The organism is Salinivibrio kushneri, assembly GCF_027286325.1.
Classification (GTDB): Bacteria; Pseudomonadota; Gammaproteobacteria; order Enterobacterales; family Vibrionaceae; genus Salinivibrio; species Salinivibrio kushneri_A.
Genome location: NZ_CP114588.1, coordinates 177,051 through 194,500 on the forward strand (window position 1 = coordinate 177,051; position 17,450 = coordinate 194,500).

16 protein-coding genes are annotated in these 17,450 nt (G+C 52.3%); 6 read left to right on the plus strand and 10 right to left on the minus strand.

Going from position 1 to position 17,450, the window contains the following annotated elements; genetic code table 11:
* Positions 1 to 118: 118 nt before the first annotated feature.
* Positions 119 to 1,126 carry a class II fructose-bisphosphatase gene (gene glpX / locus N8M53_RS00885; protein ID WP_269579165.1) on the minus strand — a complete coding sequence of 336 codons (1,008 nt, stop codon included), beginning with the start codon at positions 1,124 to 1,126 and terminating at the stop codon, positions 119 to 121.
* 291 nt (positions 1,127 to 1,417) lie between these two features.
* Between glpX and zapB the strand changes: the two genes are divergently transcribed.
* The gene (zapB, locus tag N8M53_RS00890; protein ID WP_077771924.1) at positions 1,418 to 1,660 is read left to right on the plus strand and encodes a cell division protein ZapB; all 243 of its coding nucleotides are present in this window, start codon (positions 1,418 to 1,420) and stop codon (positions 1,658 to 1,660) included.
* Between the two features lie 52 nt (positions 1,661 to 1,712).
* Here the strand turns inward: zapB and rraA are convergent, their stop codons facing one another.
* The 7 genes from rraA to priA form a co-directional block, all read right to left on the minus strand.
* Entirely contained in the window at positions 1,713 to 2,231 is a 519-nt protein-coding gene (gene rraA, locus N8M53_RS00895; RefSeq protein WP_269579166.1) for a ribonuclease E activity regulator RraA, read from the minus strand.
* Positions 2,232 to 2,350: 119 nt separating this feature from the next.
* Positions 2,351 to 3,256 (minus strand): 1,4-dihydroxy-2-naphthoate polyprenyltransferase, encoded by a 906-nt coding sequence (locus N8M53_RS00900; RefSeq protein ID WP_269579167.1) that lies wholly within the window; start codon positions 3,254 to 3,256, stop codon positions 2,351 to 2,353.
* 160 nt (positions 3,257 to 3,416) lie between these two features.
* Positions 3,417 to 4,748 (minus strand): HslU--HslV peptidase ATPase subunit, encoded by a 1,332-nt coding sequence (gene hslU, locus N8M53_RS00905; RefSeq protein WP_269579168.1) that lies wholly within the window; start codon positions 4,746 to 4,748, stop codon positions 3,417 to 3,419.
* Positions 4,749 to 4,750: 2 nt separating this feature from the next.
* Entirely contained in the window at positions 4,751 to 5,287 is a 537-nt protein-coding gene (hslV, locus tag N8M53_RS00910; protein ID WP_069361883.1) for an ATP-dependent protease subunit HslV, read from the minus strand.
* A 150-nt stretch (positions 5,288 to 5,437) separates the two neighbouring features.
* A complete protein-coding gene (locus N8M53_RS00915) occupies positions 5,438 to 6,001 on the minus strand; it encodes an SPOR domain-containing protein (protein ID WP_269579169.1) in 564 nt (187 codons plus the stop codon).
* 70 nt (positions 6,002 to 6,071) lie between these two features.
* Complete coding sequence (cytR, locus tag N8M53_RS00920) at positions 6,072 to 7,076, minus strand: DNA-binding transcriptional regulator CytR (RefSeq protein WP_269579170.1); 1,005 nt, start codon at positions 7,074 to 7,076, stop codon at positions 6,072 to 6,074.
* 175 nt (positions 7,077 to 7,251) lie between these two features.
* On the minus strand, positions 7,252 to 9,453 hold the full coding sequence (priA, locus tag N8M53_RS00925) for a primosomal protein N' (RefSeq protein WP_269579171.1): 2,202 nt from the start codon (positions 9,451 to 9,453) through the stop codon (positions 7,252 to 7,254).
* 216 nt (positions 9,454 to 9,669) lie between these two features.
* On the opposite strand from priA, the gene rpmE reads away from it, so the two are divergent.
* Together rpmE and N8M53_RS00935 are read left to right on the plus strand one after the other, a co-directional pair.
* Positions 9,670 to 9,885: a 50S ribosomal protein L31 gene (gene rpmE, locus N8M53_RS00930; protein WP_046074736.1), complete on the plus strand. Its 216-nt coding sequence runs from the start codon at positions 9,670 to 9,672 to the stop codon at positions 9,883 to 9,885.
* Between the two features lie 255 nt (positions 9,886 to 10,140).
* Positions 10,141 to 11,385: a malic enzyme-like NAD(P)-binding protein gene (locus tag N8M53_RS00935; RefSeq protein ID WP_269579172.1), complete on the plus strand. Its 1,245-nt coding sequence runs from the start codon at positions 10,141 to 10,143 to the stop codon at positions 11,383 to 11,385.
* A 78-nt stretch (positions 11,386 to 11,463) separates the two neighbouring features.
* On the opposite strand, the gene metJ is transcribed toward N8M53_RS00935, so the two are convergent.
* Complete coding sequence (metJ, locus tag N8M53_RS00940; protein ID WP_046074738.1) at positions 11,464 to 11,781, minus strand: met regulon transcriptional regulator MetJ; 318 nt, start codon at positions 11,779 to 11,781, stop codon at positions 11,464 to 11,466.
* A gap of 186 nt (positions 11,782 to 11,967) precedes the next feature.
* Between metJ and metB the strand changes: the two genes are divergently transcribed.
* From metB to metF, 3 genes are all read left to right on the plus strand, one after another.
* Positions 11,968 to 13,134 (plus strand): cystathionine gamma-synthase, encoded by a 1,167-nt coding sequence (gene metB / locus N8M53_RS00945; RefSeq protein WP_269579173.1) that lies wholly within the window; start codon positions 11,968 to 11,970, stop codon positions 13,132 to 13,134.
* Positions 13,135 to 13,195: 61 nt separating this feature from the next.
* Positions 13,196 to 15,637 (plus strand): bifunctional aspartate kinase/homoserine dehydrogenase II, encoded by a 2,442-nt coding sequence (locus tag N8M53_RS00950; protein ID WP_269579174.1) that lies wholly within the window; start codon positions 13,196 to 13,198, stop codon positions 15,635 to 15,637.
* Positions 15,638 to 15,896: 259 nt separating this feature from the next.
* Complete coding sequence (metF, locus tag N8M53_RS00955; protein ID WP_269579175.1) at positions 15,897 to 16,796, plus strand: methylenetetrahydrofolate reductase; 900 nt, start codon at positions 15,897 to 15,899, stop codon at positions 16,794 to 16,796.
* Between the two features lie 58 nt (positions 16,797 to 16,854).
* Here the strand turns inward: metF and N8M53_RS00960 are convergent, their stop codons facing one another.
* Positions 16,855 to 17,403 carry a PadR family transcriptional regulator gene (locus N8M53_RS00960; RefSeq protein WP_269579176.1) on the minus strand — a complete coding sequence of 183 codons (549 nt, stop codon included), beginning with the start codon at positions 17,401 to 17,403 and terminating at the stop codon, positions 16,855 to 16,857.
* Between the last annotated feature and the right edge of the window lie 47 nt (positions 17,404 to 17,450).

The following is a 17,450-nucleotide window of genomic DNA, read 5'->3' on the forward strand; positions in this document are numbered from 1 at the left end:
GTTCGATCTCGATTACCCCAATCGCGTCGTCGTAAATAAATAAAGTAAAGTATTTATAAAAGGGTAATCGAAATCGATGGACTTGACTAGTCAGGGGCCGTATTCACGGCCCCTGACGTTATAGGATGTGCGGCGTGATCGCTGCGTCTTTGCGGCTTAAGTAGTGCGTAGAGCGGATCCGGCGAATGGTGCGGCATTGACCGCGCACGACCAAGGTTTCAGTCGTCGCCAAGTCACCTTGCCGGGTAATGCCGTCGAGCAAGTCGCCTTTGGTGATCCCGGTGGCGGCAAACACCACATTATCGCTACTGGCCATCGCCGATAACGACAGCACTTGATTAGCGGCAATGCCCATTTGCGCACAACGTGCGATCTCTTGTTCACCGAGTAAGCGATTGTCTGGGGTGTCTCCTTTAACCTGATGGCGAGGCAGTAGTCGGCCTTGCATATCGCCGCCCAGTGCACGGATAACGGCAGCAGAGACGACGCCTTCTGGCGCGCCACCAATGCCGACCATGACATCGACTTCACTTTCGGGCATACAGGTGAGAATAGATGCCGCCACATCCCCATCGGGGAAGGCAAAGACACGTATTCCTTGCGCCTGCATGGCAGCAATGATTTCGTCATGGCGTGGTTTGGCCAAGGTGGCTACAACCAAGGTGTCGAGTGATTTACCCAACGCTGCCGCAACGTTTTCGAGGTTGTCGAGCAAAGGCTTGTTAAGATCGATCGCCCCTTTGGCGCCGGGACCGACCACCAGCTTTTCCATGTACATGTCAGGGGCTTTTAAAAAACTCCCTTTCTCACCAGCGGCGAGGACTGCCAATGCGTTGGCTTGTCCCATGGCCGTCATCCGGGTGCCTTCAATGGGGTCTACAGCGATATCGACGGCATCAGCGCCTAAACCGACCTTTTCACCAATGTAGAGCATCGGCGCATCATCGATTTCGCCTTCCCCTATCACAATTTCACCGTCGATGTCGGTGAGGTTAAGCAGGGTACGCATCACTTCAACAGCCGCACCATCTGCTGCGTTTTTGTCTCCTCGCCCCAGCCATTTATACCCAGCTAATGCTGCGCCTTCGGTCACGCGCGAGAATGCCAATGCGAGATCACGTTTCATCAGTACTCCGGAAATGTCAGCCACATTCAGACAGGCCTTAGCCCAATTTGCGCGCAAGTCTACCAGAAAGAGAAAACGTTTGCGTCGGACCAGGTAGGGTGTTTTTGCCTAATCTGAAACGGTGATGACAAAAGACGCTGCATTTTTGCGCAGTTGTACACGGGCAGGTAGCGAGAACAGTGGCAGTCTGGTATCACCTGAGTACAATAAAGCCGGGGTGCACGTTCCGTTGCACGGGTTGCTGCGCATGAGGCAGTAACGGGATCAATCGTCAGAAATAAGGTGGCCTTGATGTCATTGGAAGTATTAGAACAACTCGAAGCTAAAGTACAAATGGCGGTGGATACCATTTCGCTGCTACAAATGGAAATCGAAGAACTGAAAGAAAAAAACGGATCACTGGAGCAAGATGCAGGCGCGGAGAAAGAGCGCCGTGAACAGCTCGAGCAGGAAAATGCCAAGCTTCGCGAAGAGCAGCAAGCGTGGCAAGATCGTATCCGGAGCTTGTTAGGTAAGATTGAGAACGTTGAATAAACAAAAACAGAGCCAATTGGCTCTGTTTTGCTATTCGGTATCAGGCGACGAATCAGTCGTCGTCTTCCGCATCGTCGATGTATTCGTCTGCCATGGTTAGCGCATCCGGTGAGAGGATCACGCCGGTAGTGTCGGCATAGACATGGTCATCAGGCAAGAAGGTAACGCCGCCAAAGTTGACCGGTACATCGGTTTCGCCCGTGCCTTGCTCATCCGCTCCGACAGGTATTGAGGCCAACGCTTGAATGCCGATATCAATCTCATCGATGGTATCGACATCACGGACACAACCGTAAACAATCATGCCAGCCCAGTCGTTATCAGCGGCAAGCTGCGCAATCTCGCCGTCAATAAGGGCGCGACGTAGCGAACCGCCGCCGTCAATCAGCATAATTCGCTGCTCGCCGTCTTGCTCGGCCATTTCACGAATTAACCCATTGTCCTCAAAGCATTTTACTGTGGTAATTTGGCCACCAAACGAGCTGCGGCCCCCATAAGAGCTAAACATTGGCTCCACGACATCCACGTGTTCGGGATACATGTCGCATAGTTCCGAGGTATTATATTCCATAGTCTAACTTCTTGTTGAGGCAGAAAAAGGCTGGCAAGCTAGCGTTGCCAACATGGCAAGTCCAAGTATAACGAGCCCATAAGGGTTTGCAATGTTAAAGCGGCCAATCTGTGGCTTAATTAGACCAACAGCATACCGGTCATAAACAGGCCATTGGTGAGCAGTGCACAACGTACCATGGTTCCCATCATGGGGCGCAGGGCGCTGGCATTGGTGGCTTGATAGACATCACGACCATGGCGCACCAGTAATGGTACACCGGCGAGGAACAACCAGCCCAACCAGGCTTGCAAGGTTAGGGCGGCAAACAAAGAATAACAAACGATAGCGCCAGCCAGCAAAATCACATGATATTGGCGTCCGCGTTCCGGCCCTAAACGCACCGCTAAGGTTTGTTTACCACAAGCACGATCGTTATCAATATCTCGCAGATTGTTGATGTTCAGCACGCCCACCGCCAGTAAGCCGCAAGCGGTGGCAGGAAGTATGACTAAAGAATCAATATGACCGACCTGCAAATAATAGGTGCCGGCTACCCCGAGCCAGCCAAAAAACATCAGTACCGATAAATCGCCCAGCCCGCGATAGCCATATGGTTTATTGCCCACGGTGTAGGTGATGGCTGCAACAATCGCCATCACACCAAGCAGCAAGAAACTGATAATGTCGGTCGGTTGTTGGCAGGCTATCGCAATCAGTGAGCCACCACTGAATAGGGTCAAACCAATATTGAGCATGAGCGCGCGGCGCATTGTGGTTAGGCTGACGTTGCCGGATTGGATCGCGCGCATGGGGCCGATACGCGTCGCGTTATCCGTGCCTTTTATGGCATCACCATAGTCGTTCGCGAGGTTAGAAAGGATCTGCAGCAATAAGGCTGTAACCAGCGCCATCAGGCTGATTGACCATGACAGGATCCCTTGTGAGGCAGCGACAGCACTGCCGGATAAAATCGAGGTAACGGCCAGCGGCAAGGTTTTAGGTCGCGCCGCATCCAGCCATATCGCAAGAGTAGAAGGCCGCATAGCGATCCTCAAGACGAAAAAACGATGCCACTATTATTGCGCAAGCGGGGGGAGGAGTAACCCATTGTCGGCTGAAATCCGACTTGCTATTGCGCTAGCTCAAATTTTAATGCAAAAAAGGGCAGCGTTTGCTGCCCTAACATTGCGATCTGAGACGCGTTTAAAGGATGAAGCGACTCAAGTCTTCGTCGTCAACCAACTCTTCGAGGTGGCGGCGCACATAATCAGCATCGACGGTGACACTTTGGCCGGCGCGCTCGCTGGCGTCGTATGAAACCTCTTCCATCAAGCGTTCCATCAAGGTATGCAGACGACGAGCACCGATGTTTTCGGTTTTCTCGTTCACACGCCATGCGGCAGAGGCCAGCTCATCAATACCACTTTCCTCAAACGTCAGATCAATGTCTTCGGTTTTTAGCAGTGCGGTATATTGCTGAGTAAGCGAGGCATTTGGCTCGGTGAGGATCCGCTTAAAGTCATGGGTGGATAGCGCCTCAAGCTCAACACGGATTGGCAAGCGACCTTGCAACTCCGGGATAAGATCAGACGGACGTGATACTTGGAACGCCCCCGAGGCGATAAACAGGATATGATCGGTTTTGATCATGCCGTGCTTGGTTGACACCGTGCTCCCTTCCACGAGTGGCAAGAGATCGCGTTGCACCCCTTCGCGAGACACATCGCCACCGCTGGTGTTGCCTGATTTACAGATCTTATCGATTTCATCCACGAACACGATGCCGTTGTTCTCCACCATGTGGATGGCTTGTTCTTTGATTTCTTCTTGGTTAACCAGCTTGGCGGCTTCTTCCTCGGTCAGCGCTTTCATGGCGTCTTTGATTTTCATCTTACGCTTTTTGGTGCTGTTTCCACCGAGGTTTTGGAACATGCTTTGCAGCTGGTTGGTCATCTCTTCCATGCCTGGTGGTGACATGATTTCCACGCCCATTTGTGGGGCGGCGACATCGACTTCCACTTCTTTATCATCAAGCTGACCTTCGCGTAATTTTTTCCGGAAGCTTTGCCGCGTTGAAGAGTCCTCTTGGTTGGCCTCGTTTTGGCCCCATGCGTCGCGTGCTGGTGGCAGCAAGATATCGAGGATACGATCTTCTGCTTGTTCTTCTGCGCGGAATTTTACTTTTTCCATCGCTTGCTGCTGGGTCATGTTCATCGCCACATCCGCGAGATCGCGGATAATGGTTTCTACTTCTTTCCCCACATAACCCACTTCGGTGAACTTAGTGGCTTCCACCTTGATAAAAGGCGCGTTAGCGAGCCGTGCCAAGCGGCGAGCGATCTCGGTTTTACCCACACCGGTTGGACCAATCATCAAGATGTTTTTCGGGGTGACTTCCGCACGCAGCTCTTCGGCAAGCTGCATTCGGCGCCAGCGGTTTCGCAGTGCGATCGCCACCGCACGTTTGGCATTGTCTTGGCCGATAATGTGACGGTCAAGCTCATGCACGATTTCGCGTGGAGTCATTTCAGACATCACTAATCCTGTTTCTTACTCTCGAGTTCTTCAACGGTGTGCTGCTGGTTAGTAAACACACATATATCACCGGCGATGGTTAGCGCTTTCTCGGCGATCTCGCGGGCATCTAACGCCGTGTTTTCAAGCATAGCAACGGCGGCGGCTTGGGCATAGTTGCCGCCAGAGCCAATGGCGATCAAGTCGCGCTCTGGTTCAACCACATCGCCGTTACCGGTAATGATCAATGAGGCGGTTTCATCGGCGACCGCCAGTAGGGCCTCTAATCGACGCAGTGCGCGATCAGTTCGCCATTCTTTAGCAAGCTCAACCGCTGCTTTGGTTAGGTGCCCTTGGTGCAGTTCAAGCTTGCGCTCGAAGCGCTCAAATAAGGTGAAGGCGTCAGCAGTGCCACCCGCAAATCCGGCGAGAACTTGGCCGTTATACAAACGACGGACTTTTCGGGCATTGCCTTTCATCACAGTATTGCCAAGCGACACTTGGCCATCGCCAGCAATAACCACTTTACCTTCGCGACGAACGGAAACGATTGTAGTCACGGGAACCTCTTTCTTTGTGTCTGGTACACCAGATGGGTGATTAATGTAAGAGGTTGGGTTTTACCGCTTACTTTTCAAGGGGAGAGGGAAGGATTTCAATTAAGGCTGGGCAAAGAATAGACTTGGCCCAGCCGATAAGACGCGGCGGCGTTATTCCCAGTACCAAATTGCGCAAGGTTCAACCCCGGCGCGCCGGAGCATATTACGGTCGCGTTCTGCTTGACGCTTACGTGGGTAAGGACCCAATACCACGCGGTACCAAGTGCCTTTTTCCCCTTGGCTTATCTTGATTTGGCTTTCTAGCCCTTGAAAGGCAATGATCGCTTTACGCTCATTCGCCTGCTCTTGACTGCGGTACGCGCCGCATTGCATCAGGTAAGGACGCGTGGATTGCGGCAATGCTTTGGCCTTCACTTCCACCTCTTTACTCTCTAGCTCTTCGATGTAACTCCATTTTTCTTCAGGCTTTTTAGGCAGATGTGCCTTATCGCTCTGCGTGGAAGGCTGAGGTTGAGGCTGTGCGTTTGTTGCCGGTTTAGGCGCGGGCGCGTCGGTATTGCTTAATAGGTATAGGCCATAACCAAACGCACCAACCAAGCAGACCGCAAGCAACGCCCACTTTAATGGGAATCGAGCACGCGCTTTGGGCGGTTGGCGGCGGGTATTTTTTTTACGCGGTGCTTTACCACGTTTGACATAATCACGAGTTGCCACAGCAAATAATCAAATTCAAAGCCAGTAAAGCGCTCATGTTACTGGCTTAGACCCGTGCTGACTAGTCTTACTACCGAGACGGTGGGGCCACGCTCTCACGGATCACTAACTTGGCATCTAAAAGCCGTGACCCAGCGTTCACTTCTCGTCCCTGCAAGGTGTTAAGCAGCATCAACATCGCCTGACGACCAATGTCATAGCGAGGCTGTGAGACAGTGGTCAGGGGAGGATCGCAATATTCCGCAAATTGGATGTCATCAAATCCAACGATGGAAATATCTTGTGGCACGCGCATGCCTAAGCGTTTTGCCTGCTGCATCGCGCCCACGGCCATCACATCGCAATGACAGAATACGGCGGTCGGTGGCTCGGGCAATGAGAGTAGGTTGGTCATCGCCCGCGCGCCAGAGGCAAAACTGAAATCGCCTACCACGCTGTAAGCAGGATTGACGGTAATGCCTGCGCGTTGCAACGCTTGCTGGTAACCTTGTGAACGGAACTGGGTGAGCGCCGTTTCTGGTACCCCAGTAATATTGGCGATACGGGTGTGGCCGACTTGGGTGAGGTAATTGACCGCCTCAAAAGCGGCAGTCAGGTTGTCGATATGCACCGTGGGTAGCTCAAGATCCGGGGCATACTCACACGCCATTACCAACGGAGGAAGGTTTTTCTGCTCGGGCTTACTGACATCAAAGGGCACATCTGAGCCCAGCAGGAGCATGCCATCTGCCTGTTTGGTAAATACCAAGTTCACGAATGAGTTTTCGCGATGATGCTGTTGGGCACTATCCCCGAGCAAAACCAAGTAACCGTGCTCCATCGCCGCTTCTTCGATCCCGCGAATGATCTCACTGAAGTAAGGATCGCAGATGTCCGGGACAATAGCGACGATAGTTTTGGACTCGTTGCGGCGTAGGTTACGTGCGAGTGAGTTAGGGGAGTAGCCAGCTTCTACGACCGCTTGTTCAACCTTTTTACGGGTTGAGGCCGAGACCTTTTCAGGGTTCATCAGCGCGCGAGATACGGTTGCTGTGGATACACCGGCAATGTGGGCAACGTCCTTCATTGTCGCCATAATGACAGTCCTCTTGTTATCTGTATTGTGAGATCAGACAGTTATTAGCTTGTCTGACCTGTTCTCTTAGCCAATTGCGGCCTTATTCTACCTAGCCTTGTCCGATTTAAACACGGACAAGCTAACAGTTATTGCAATGAAAGTGTGATTGCTGTCGCTTTACTGCAAGGGAATGTTAAGAAAGGTCTTGCGGCTCGACATCTAATGACCACCTCACTTTACGCGACAGGGGGAGTTGTTGGATGGCTGGGAGCGCCACCTGGAGCCATTGCTGCATGATTTTTCGGCTGGGCGCCTGAATGAGGAGTTGCCACCGATAGCGACCCGCGCGTTTGGCCATCGCGGCTGGCATGGGCCCCATAATATGGCATTCATCCTGTTGAATCGGTGAGGCAGCCAGTGTTTGACGCACTTGCTGTAAAAACTGCTGGACGCTGTTTTCTTCATGGCCGTCGGCGCGAAAGAGGCTAAGAAACGTATAAGGGGGGAGCCACGCCTGACGCCGTTCACTTAACGCAGACTCTGCAAAGGCTTGATAGCCTTTATGCACCAAAGATTGGATCAGGTTATGCTCAGGGTGGTGGGTCTGTAATAACACCGTACCTGGTTTGCTGGCGCGGCCAGCTCGCCCGGCGACTTGCACCATCAATTGGGCTAAACGTTCAGGCGCACGAAAATCATTACTGAATAATGCCCCGTCCACATCCACGAGCGCTACCAAGGTCACGTTAGGAAAGTGATGGCCTTTGGCGAGCATTTGTGTACCTAATAGAATTTGATACTCACCGTTTTCAATGTCTGCCAAGTAACCTTCGAGGCTCCCTTTTCGTCGGGTGTTATCACGATCAATGCGAACGGCATTGTATTCGGGAAACAACTCGCCAAGTTGGGATTCGAGTTGCTCGGTGCCGACACCGACGCTAATAAGTTGGGTAGAGCCACAGTCGCCACATTGGGGGGGAACACGTTTTTGGTGGCCACAGTGATGACAACGCAACTCCTGGTGTTGTTGATGAAGGGTATAGTAGGCATCACAGCGTTGGCAGTTTGCTAACCAGCCACACTCGTGGCACATCATCGCGGGCGCATAGCCGCGGCGATTTAAGAACAACATCACCTGATTGCCTTGCTGAAGGTGCTGGCGCATTTCGGCAATGAGCGGCGCGGATAAGCCAGCTTCGAGGTGATGGCCTTTGATATCGAGTATCCCCTGACGCGCGGTCACAGCATTACCGGGACGTTGCGTGAGCTTAAGGTACTGGTATTTACCGGTCTTTGCGTTGTGTAGGCTCTCTAGCGACGGCGTGGCTGAGCCTAAGATCACAGGGACTTGCTCTTCATGTCCTCGCATGACAGCCAGATCGCGGGCGTGATAGCGAAAGCTATCTTGCTGCTTATAGGAAGGGTCGTGCTCCTCATCAATAATGATGATGCCAAGCTTTGCCATGGGGGTAAAAAGCGCCGATCGGGTGCCGATCACTATCGCGGCTTGATTCTCTCGTGCGGCCAACCAGGCGTTGAGACGGTCGGTATCGCTGAGCCCCGAATGCATCACGGTCACAGGAACGGCAAAGCGGCGCTCAAAACGGCGAATGGTTTGTGGTGTCAGGCCAATTTCTGGCACCAATATTAACGCCTGTTGGCCACGTGCGAGCACCGGTTCAAGCACATTGAGGTACACCTCGGTTTTGCCTGAGCCAGTGATCCCCTCTAATAATGCGCAGGCAAACCCATCGCTGGCATTGATAGTGGCGACCGCCATGGCTTGTTCATGATTTAATGTCGGCTTTTCTTCGGTCACCGCAACGCTTTTAACCCAAGCATTTGCCTGAGAAGGGGGTGAGTAGGGCGCGATCCAGCCTTTTTCTGCCACCGTTTTTAGCACCGGCGCGCCGATGTCTTGTTCGATTAAGTCGGCTTGGGGGGCAGGACCGTGAGTGAGAAGCTGCAACACTCGGGCTTGTTTGGGCGCGCGGCTCAGGCCTGAGAGAGGTTGGTTTTGTCCTGACTCGGTGATTTGCCACCACTTTTGTTGCTGCAATGTCGCAGGGCGTCCCTTACGCAGCGAAGTTGGCATCACCGCCCCCATCGCATCTCCGAGTGGATGATGGTAAAAACGGCTAGCCCATTGCAGGAGGTTGTATACGGCGGGGGTCCAAACCGGTTGCGTATCCAGTACGGTATCAATCGCTTTGAGTTGGCTGGCTTCCACACTGGCCGTTGGTGACAAGCCAGTAACGATGCCGACTTTATGCTGGCGTCCAAACGGCACCTTGACGCGCCCTCCGATGATCGGATGCTGATCGTCAGCAATACGGTAATCAAAGGTTTTCGGCAAAGGGACAGGCAAAGCCACCTGAGCAAACTGTTCCATCACAACATCTTATTGGCCAGAAGGAATGTCAGTGTAACGGTTAGCCACACGTTGGCAAAGCCTTGTTGCACCGGAAGAGACACGCTGATTGCACAAAAAAGTTGCGAAAAAGAGGGCGCTTGATTAGAATTGCGCGCCTTAGAAAATGTTTGTTAACGACGTGTGGTGCCCGGCTTAGGATCGGGAGAGCGACACGGCCTTTAAGATGAGGTTATCCCTATGAAAGCTGGTATCCATCCAGAGTACAAAGCCGTCACAGCAAAATGCTCTTGCGGTAACGAATTCGCGTTCAGCACAACGCTAGGCAAAGACATTTACCTAGACGTGTGTGACAAGTGTCACCCATTCTACACTGGTAAGCAGCGTATCCTTGATACCGGTGGCCGTGTTGACCGCTTTAAGAAGCGTTTTGGTGCCCTTAGCAGCAAAAAATAAGCTGCTATTGACCGAATATAGAGAAGGGACGCATCAGCGTCCCTTTTTTTGATCGTATCGTCCTCGTATTTGGGCAACAGGTCCGAGCATCATCGCGAATACGGTGTTAGTACTGGTGGACGTTTGCTCCCTGCGTTACCATCTTTTTAATGATACAAACCTTCCCTGTGTGGTTTGTAGAGTGTCTGGCTAATATCGTTCACGCTTCCCTGGCGATATTAGTTACCCCTTCACGATAATAATTAGGAACACTAGATGTCGGACGATAAACGCCAGCAAGCGCTGGATTATCATGCATACCCTACTCCCGGAAAAATCTCTGTTGAATTGAGCAAGCCTGCTGACTCGGCCGCGGATCTCGCGTTGGCGTATAGCCCAGGCGTTGCTGAGCCAGTGCGTGAGATAGCACAAGACGCGGATGCGGTTTACCGCTATACCGGTAAAGGTAATATGGTGGCGGTGATCTCAAACGGCACCGCGATTTTGGGGCTAGGAAATTTAGGCCCCATGGCTTCTAAGCCCGTTATGGAAGGCAAAGCGTTATTGTTCAAGCGTTTCGCAGGTTTGGACTCGATTGATATTGAAGTGAAACATCGCACTATCGATGAGTTCGTTGATACCGTAGCCAATATTGCTGACACCTTTGGCGGTATCAATCTCGAAGACATCAAAGCACCGGATTGTTTTGAGATTGAAAAACAATTGATTGCACGTTGCGAAGTGCCTGTATTCCACGATGATCAACACGGTACTGCCATCGTAACCGCTGCTGGCATGCTTAACGCGCTCGAGCTACAAGGCAAAGATATCCGCGAGGCGACGGTGGTGTGCATGGGCGCAGGCGCGGCCGCGGTTGCCTGTATGGAGCTATTAATAAAATGTGGCGCACAACGTGAAAAAATCTATATGTTGGATCGTAAAGGCGTGATCCATACGCGCCGTGACGATATCAACAAATACAAGCAGTTGTTTGCCAATAACACAGATAAACGTACCCTCGAAGATGTGATTGAGGGCGCGGACATGTTCGTTGGCGTATCCGGCCCAGACTTACTCTCACCAGAAGCCTTGAAGCTAATGGCAGACAAGCCCGTGGTATTTGCTTGCTCGAACCCGGATCCTGAAATCCATCCGGACGTAGCACACCAAGTGCGCGATGATCTGATCATGGGAACCGGGCGTTCGGATTACCCGAATCAGGTCAATAACGTGCTCTGTTTCCCGTTTATTTTCCGTGGCGCACTAGATGTGCGTGCCAGTGAAATCAATGATGCGATGAAGTTGGCAGCAGTGGAGGCCATCCGCAGCCTAGCCAAAGAGCCTGTCCCGCAAACGGTATTAGACGCCGCCGGTTTGTCTTCGCTAAGCTTTGGCCCAGATTACATCATTCCTAAGCCCATGGATGCGCGTTTATTGCCGAAAGTGGCACGTGCGGTGGCGCTGGCGGCCGTCGAAACCGGTGTTGCCCGTATCGAGATGCCAGAAAACTATATGCTATAGCGAGGCCTGTTGTCACACACGAGTGACAGAGAGCACGATGCTGGAAATAATGAAAAACCCGCCGGTTGGCGGGTTTTTTTAGTATTCGCTATCGTCGAATTCGATACCAAGCTCTTCCATGATCCGACGTGCTTCGGCAGGAATGCTGTCGGGTTTATCCTTACGGATATCGTCATCGGTTGGCAGTGGTTGACCGGTGTAGGCATGAAGAAATGCCTCACACAACAACTCGCTGTTGGTCGCGTGACGTAGGTTTTGCACCTGACGACGAGTGCGTTCATCAGTCAGAATTTTTAGTACTTTTAATGGGATAGAGACGGTGATCTTCTTTACCTGCTCTTTCTTTTTACCATGTTCGGCATACGGATTAATGTAGTCGCCGTTCCACTGCGCCATGTCTCACCTATCTTGATTATGGAATACCCAGAATGATGCTGCGGAGATTTTAGCTATATTAACCGCCACATGCAAAGGAGTATAGACGTCTAGAAGTGTTGACGTCCCAAAAAGCACAGGGTAAGGTGGCAGTATGACACCTGGATCACGCTCACCATGCGCAAACCAGACTAGCAAGGACAGATCATGACAGAGAAAAAAACCGACACTATCGCCGTTCGGACCGGAATTGGCACTGATACCCAGCACCATGCGGTGGTGCCTCCCCTGTACTTATCGACCAATTACCGTTTCCCGGCACTGGGTGATGTGCCTACCTACGACTACGCGCGAGGTGGTAACCCAACGCGTGCGCAGCTCGAACAAGCGTTGACTGACTTAGAAGGGGGCGCGGGGGCAGTGGTGACCAACTGCGGGATGTCAGCGATAAACTTGGTGCTATCTCTGTTGGAGGCAGGCGATCACATCGTCGCCCCGCACGATTGTTATGGTGGCACCTATCGCTTGCTCGAATCACGCGCCAAACAAGGTATTTGGCAGGTGAGTTTTGTCGATCAGTCGGACCATGATGCGTTGGATCAGGCACTGGCTAAGCACCCCAAACTGGTGCTGGTGGAAACCCCGTCCAATCCACTTTTGCGTGTGGTTGATATTGCAGATATATGCCAAAAAGCCCATCAAGTAGGGGCTTGGGTGGTAGTGGATAACACGTTTTTATCGCCAGCCTTGCAAAAACCTTTTGCACTGGGCGCGGATATGGTGGTCCATTCCACCACCAAGTTTATTAATGGTCACTCCGATATTGTTGGTGGCGTGGTGGTTGCGCGTACGGATAAATTGGCAGCCACTTTGGCTTGGTGGGGTAACTGCTTAGGGGCGACGGGCAACGCGTTTGACAGTTATATGACACTGAGAGGGTTGCGCACATTGGGCGCTCGGGTTAAACAACACCAGCAAAATACTGAAGCGGTACTTAGCTACCTACAAACGGTGTCAGCGGTGCGGAAAATCTACTACCCCGGGTTGGCCTCTCACCCTGGTCACCAAATTGCTGCGCGCCAGCAAGCGGGGTTTGGTAGCATGCTGAGCCTAGAATTGGATACCGATCAAGCCGGTGTGGCGCGATTTATTGACGGCCTTTCGTTATTTGCCCTCGCCGAGTCACTCGGGGGGGTAGAAAGTTTAGTCACGCATCCTGGCTCGATGACACACAGAGCCATGAGTGATGCCGCGCAAGCGGAGGCGGGCATCGCCCCGACCTTGTTACGTTTTTCCATCGGGCTAGAAGATGCGCAAGATTTGGTTGCCGATTTGGCGAACGCCTTTGCCCGTTTAGAGGGTAACACCCCATAGAGGCTGCGCATCAGTGCGCGTCACTTTACCGAGACTGATAGACATTAAGAGAGACTTTGCCATGCATGCGCAACCGACGGAAACGTCCCCAGAGTCACCACGCCAATTGCACAAGTTTGGTGGCAGTAGCCTCGCGAGCCCTGATTGCTATCGCCGTGTGGTCGATGTATTGACCGCGCATGCGAGCCAGCAAGACTTAATCGTGGTATCCGCGGCAGGAAAAACGACTAACCAGCTGATTATGTGGTTGGCACAGTTAGACAAGGATGGCCGAGTGGCGCACGAGACGTTGCAAACTGTGCGAGCCTTTCAGCAAGACTTGATTGAAAACTTGGTGGATGGAGAATCAAAACAACAACTGGTGGATGCACTTTACGCTGATATCGCCACCATCGCTTCGCTGGGCGATAACGGCCTGAGTGAAAGTGACAAAGCGTATGTACAAGGTTTTGGTGAGGTATGGTCGGCGCGTCTATTGGCTCAACTACTCACTCAGCATCAGCGCGCAGCGGTGATGTTAGATTCACGCCAGTGTTTGCGCGCCGAGCGTGCCGCTCAGCCAGAAGTGGATCGCGGTGCGTCTTGGCCTTTGCTGCAAAATCAGCTTTCGCAACACAGCCACACTCATGTGGTGATCACCGGCTTTATGGCGCAAAACCAAGCGGGAGAAACCGTACTGCTTGGTCGCAATGGTTCTGATTATTCGGCCACTGTGCTGGGTGCGTTGGCCGGAGTGAGCCGTGTGACCATTTGGAGTGATGTTGCCGGGGTGTATAGCGCGGATCCACGTCATGTTGATAATGCGTGTTTGTTGCCTTTAATTCGTCTTGATGAGGCGGGTGAGCTGGCGCGTCTTGCCGCCCCCGTACTGCATAGCCGAACCTTACAGCCGGTGGCGCAAAGTGCCACCGACCTGACCTTACGTTGTACGCATGCGCCGGATAGTGGCTCAACACGCATTGAGCGTGTATTAGCGACCGGTCGTGGCGCCAAGATCATTACGGCGTTGGATGATGTGAGTTTGCTGCAGTTCGATGTGGCCCGAGGCCAGGATTTTCAGGCGATAAAGCAAGAGCTCAGCCGGATTTTGTCACAGCTAAAAGTACAGCCATTAGCAACCGATTACCAAGATGATCAATATCGAATTTTGTTGGCATTTACTACGGAAGTGGTTGCTCTGGTGATGGCGCAAATCCAAGACGCTGGCCTCTCCGCTGAGCTCAAACTACGTGAAGGCTTTACCATGGTAGCGGCCGTGGGGGCAGGCGTGGTGAACAACCCCGTTCATTGCCATGGCTTTTATCAACAACTCAAATCCCAACCGGTGGAGTTTATCAGTGAGTCAGCGTCTGGGCTCAGCATGGTTGCTATCCTTCGCCAAGTACACACTCAAGCCCTCGTCGCCAGCTTGCATGATGCCTTGTTTCAAGCTCAACGCCGTATCGGCTTGGTGTTGGTGGGGAAAGGCAATATTGGTACCCGCTGGCTAAGCCTCTTTGCCGAGCAAAAATCACACTTGGAAAAGCGTCATGGCAAGGAAGTGTCACTGATTTCAGTGGTGGACAGTCGCAACCAATGGCTTGATTTTGCCGGCATTGATGCCTCGCGGGTGCTGGATGGGTTTGATGAGCGTTGCGAGCCTTATTTTGATGATGAGTGGCTCACCCGTCTACTTAACCACCCGTATGATGATGTGATTGTGTTGGATGTCACCGCCAGTGCGTCATTGGCGTATTTATACCCGCGACTTGCCGAGCATGGCTTTCACTTAATCTCTGCCAACAAAGAGGCGGGCGCCGCACCCGCCGAGCAGTATCACGCGATTCAGCAAGCATTTAGCAAAACCGGCCGCCATTGGCTTTACAATGCGACCGTGGGAGCGGGGTTGCCGATTAACTACGCGGTACAAGATCTACGTGAAAGTGGTGACACGATTTTGGCGTTGTCTGGGATCTTTTCTGGGACCTTGTCGTGGCTGTTTTTGCAATTCAGTGGCGAGGTTCCCTTTAGTGTCCTGCTTGAGCAAGCTTGGCAGCAAGGCCTAACCGAGCCTGACCCGCGTGATGATCTCTCCGGTGCCGACGTGGTGCGTAAATTGGTGATTTTGGCACGCGAAGCGGGCATGGCGCTCGAGCCAGAGCAGGTTAAGGTTGAATCCTTAGTGCCTAAATCACTGGCTAATCTGTCTTTGGATGCGTTTCTTGACAATGCACACCAAATGGATGAACGGCTTCAGGAGCGATTAGTCAAAGCGCATAAAAACCGGTCAGTGCTACGTTATGTCGCGCGCTTGGAGGTTAACGGCAACGCCCATGTGAGCCTAGAAACCCTACCCAGCGAGCACCCACTCGCTCACTTGTTGCCATGTGACAATGTGTTTGCGATTGAGAGCCAATGGTATCGCGAGAATCCCTTGGTGATTCGTGGACCAGGTGCGGGACGCGATGTCACAGCGGGCGCCATTCAATCCGATTTAAATCGCTTGATAAGTCGCCTTCACTAACCCACCTATGGATAACCGTGCTCAAGCTGTCTGCGCGCTGCGTAGGCAGCTTTTTTGTATCGTTAGCCGCGTTGTCATGTGCGCATTGATGGCTGCTTAGTCTATCTTCATAACACCATGAGTTTTTTTCATGGCTTGTATCGTTGACATTTTAGCCGAATCGCGACAGTCTTTAGACATATGGACGTCTAAACGTATAAATCAAAGTAGAGCAGACACAGGCATACTGAACAGCGTCGTTCGGTGTCAGGGAGAGGATATGAGCTACACGCACGCAGGCCACATTGATGCACTTAATCAGAATATTGCTGACTTAGATGGCGATATTAATGTCTCATTCGAGTTTTTTCCTCCCAGCACTCCAAGCATGGAAGAAACCCTTTGGAACTCAGTACATCGCTTAAAAGCGCTTAAACCTAAGTTCATGTCGGTGACCTATGGCGCCAACTCAGGCGAGCGTGACCGCACTCACGACATCGTGAAAAGTATTCATGATCAAACCGGTATCGCCGCGGCGCCACATTTGACCTGCATCGATGCCACTGAAGATGAGCTTCGCCACATTGCCCGCGATTATTGGCAAAATGGCATCCGTGACATTGTGGCGCTACGCGGGGATTTACCCTCGCCAGAGAAGAAGCCCGATATGTACGCGGTGGACTTGGTGCGTTTGCTTAAAGAAGAGCATGACTTTGATATTTCGGTCGCCGCTTACCCTGAGGTACATCCAGAAGCGAAAAGCGCACAAGCGGACTTAATTAACCTCAAACGCAAAGTGGATGCGGGGGCCAGTCGGGCGATTACCCAGTTTTTCTTTGATGTGGAAAGCTACCTGCGCTTTCGTGACCGCTGTGTGGCAGCGGGTATTGATGTGGAGATTGTGCCAGGGATTTTGCCAGTGTCTAACTTCAAGCAAGCGTCACGTTTTGCCAAGATGACCAATGTGCGTGTGCCGCAGTGGATGCACAAACAGTTTCAAGGTTTGGAAGATGATCCCGTGACGCGCCAGATGGTGGGGGCTTCGATTGCGCTCGATATGGTGCGAGTGTTAAGCCGTGAAGGCGTGAAAGATTTTCACTTTTATACCCTCAACCGTGCGGAACTAACCTATGCCTTGTGTCATACCTTAGGGGTTCGCCCGCTCGCGGTCGCGCCTTAAAAAATACGCCCCGGTGTGTCGGGGCGTATTGGGTTGCGTGTTGTGTTTGTTGTATAGATTAGGCGCTGGCCGCGAGCATAGTGAGCTCGTCGCGCACTTCTTGCGCCCAGGCCATCCAGGCGCGGCGTTGGTGGATGCTGCGTCGCAGCGCAAGGCGCATCAAACGCTGTTGCAAGGTAAGCAAACCGACTTGTCCGTACTCACGTTGCTCAAGCTGAGTATAGTGATTAAGGAGCTGCTGAGACTCAATAATCAAATTATTCACATGATCCAGCATGGGAGCTGGGTCGAGCACATCACAACTGAGTAATCTTGCCACGTACTCGTCTCGTGGCGGCGCTAACTTAGGCGCTTGAATAAACCACGCTTCTAGCATTTCGGTACCAACAGGTGTGATGGCGTATACCTTTCTATCTGGTTTCCCGACTTGCGGTTCAAGCCGGTAGGTGACAGCTCCTCGGTCTGCGAGCTTATTGAGTTCACGATATACCTGCTGATGGCTGGCTTTCCACACATTACTGATGGTGGTGGAAAAGGCCTTGGTAATATCGTAACCGGTAGCTTCGCAGTTGCTCAGCACTGTCAGTATTACATGGGGGAGTGACATCTCTTATATCCACAGTTTTATTTGTACAACGGTTGTTTAGCGTCGGG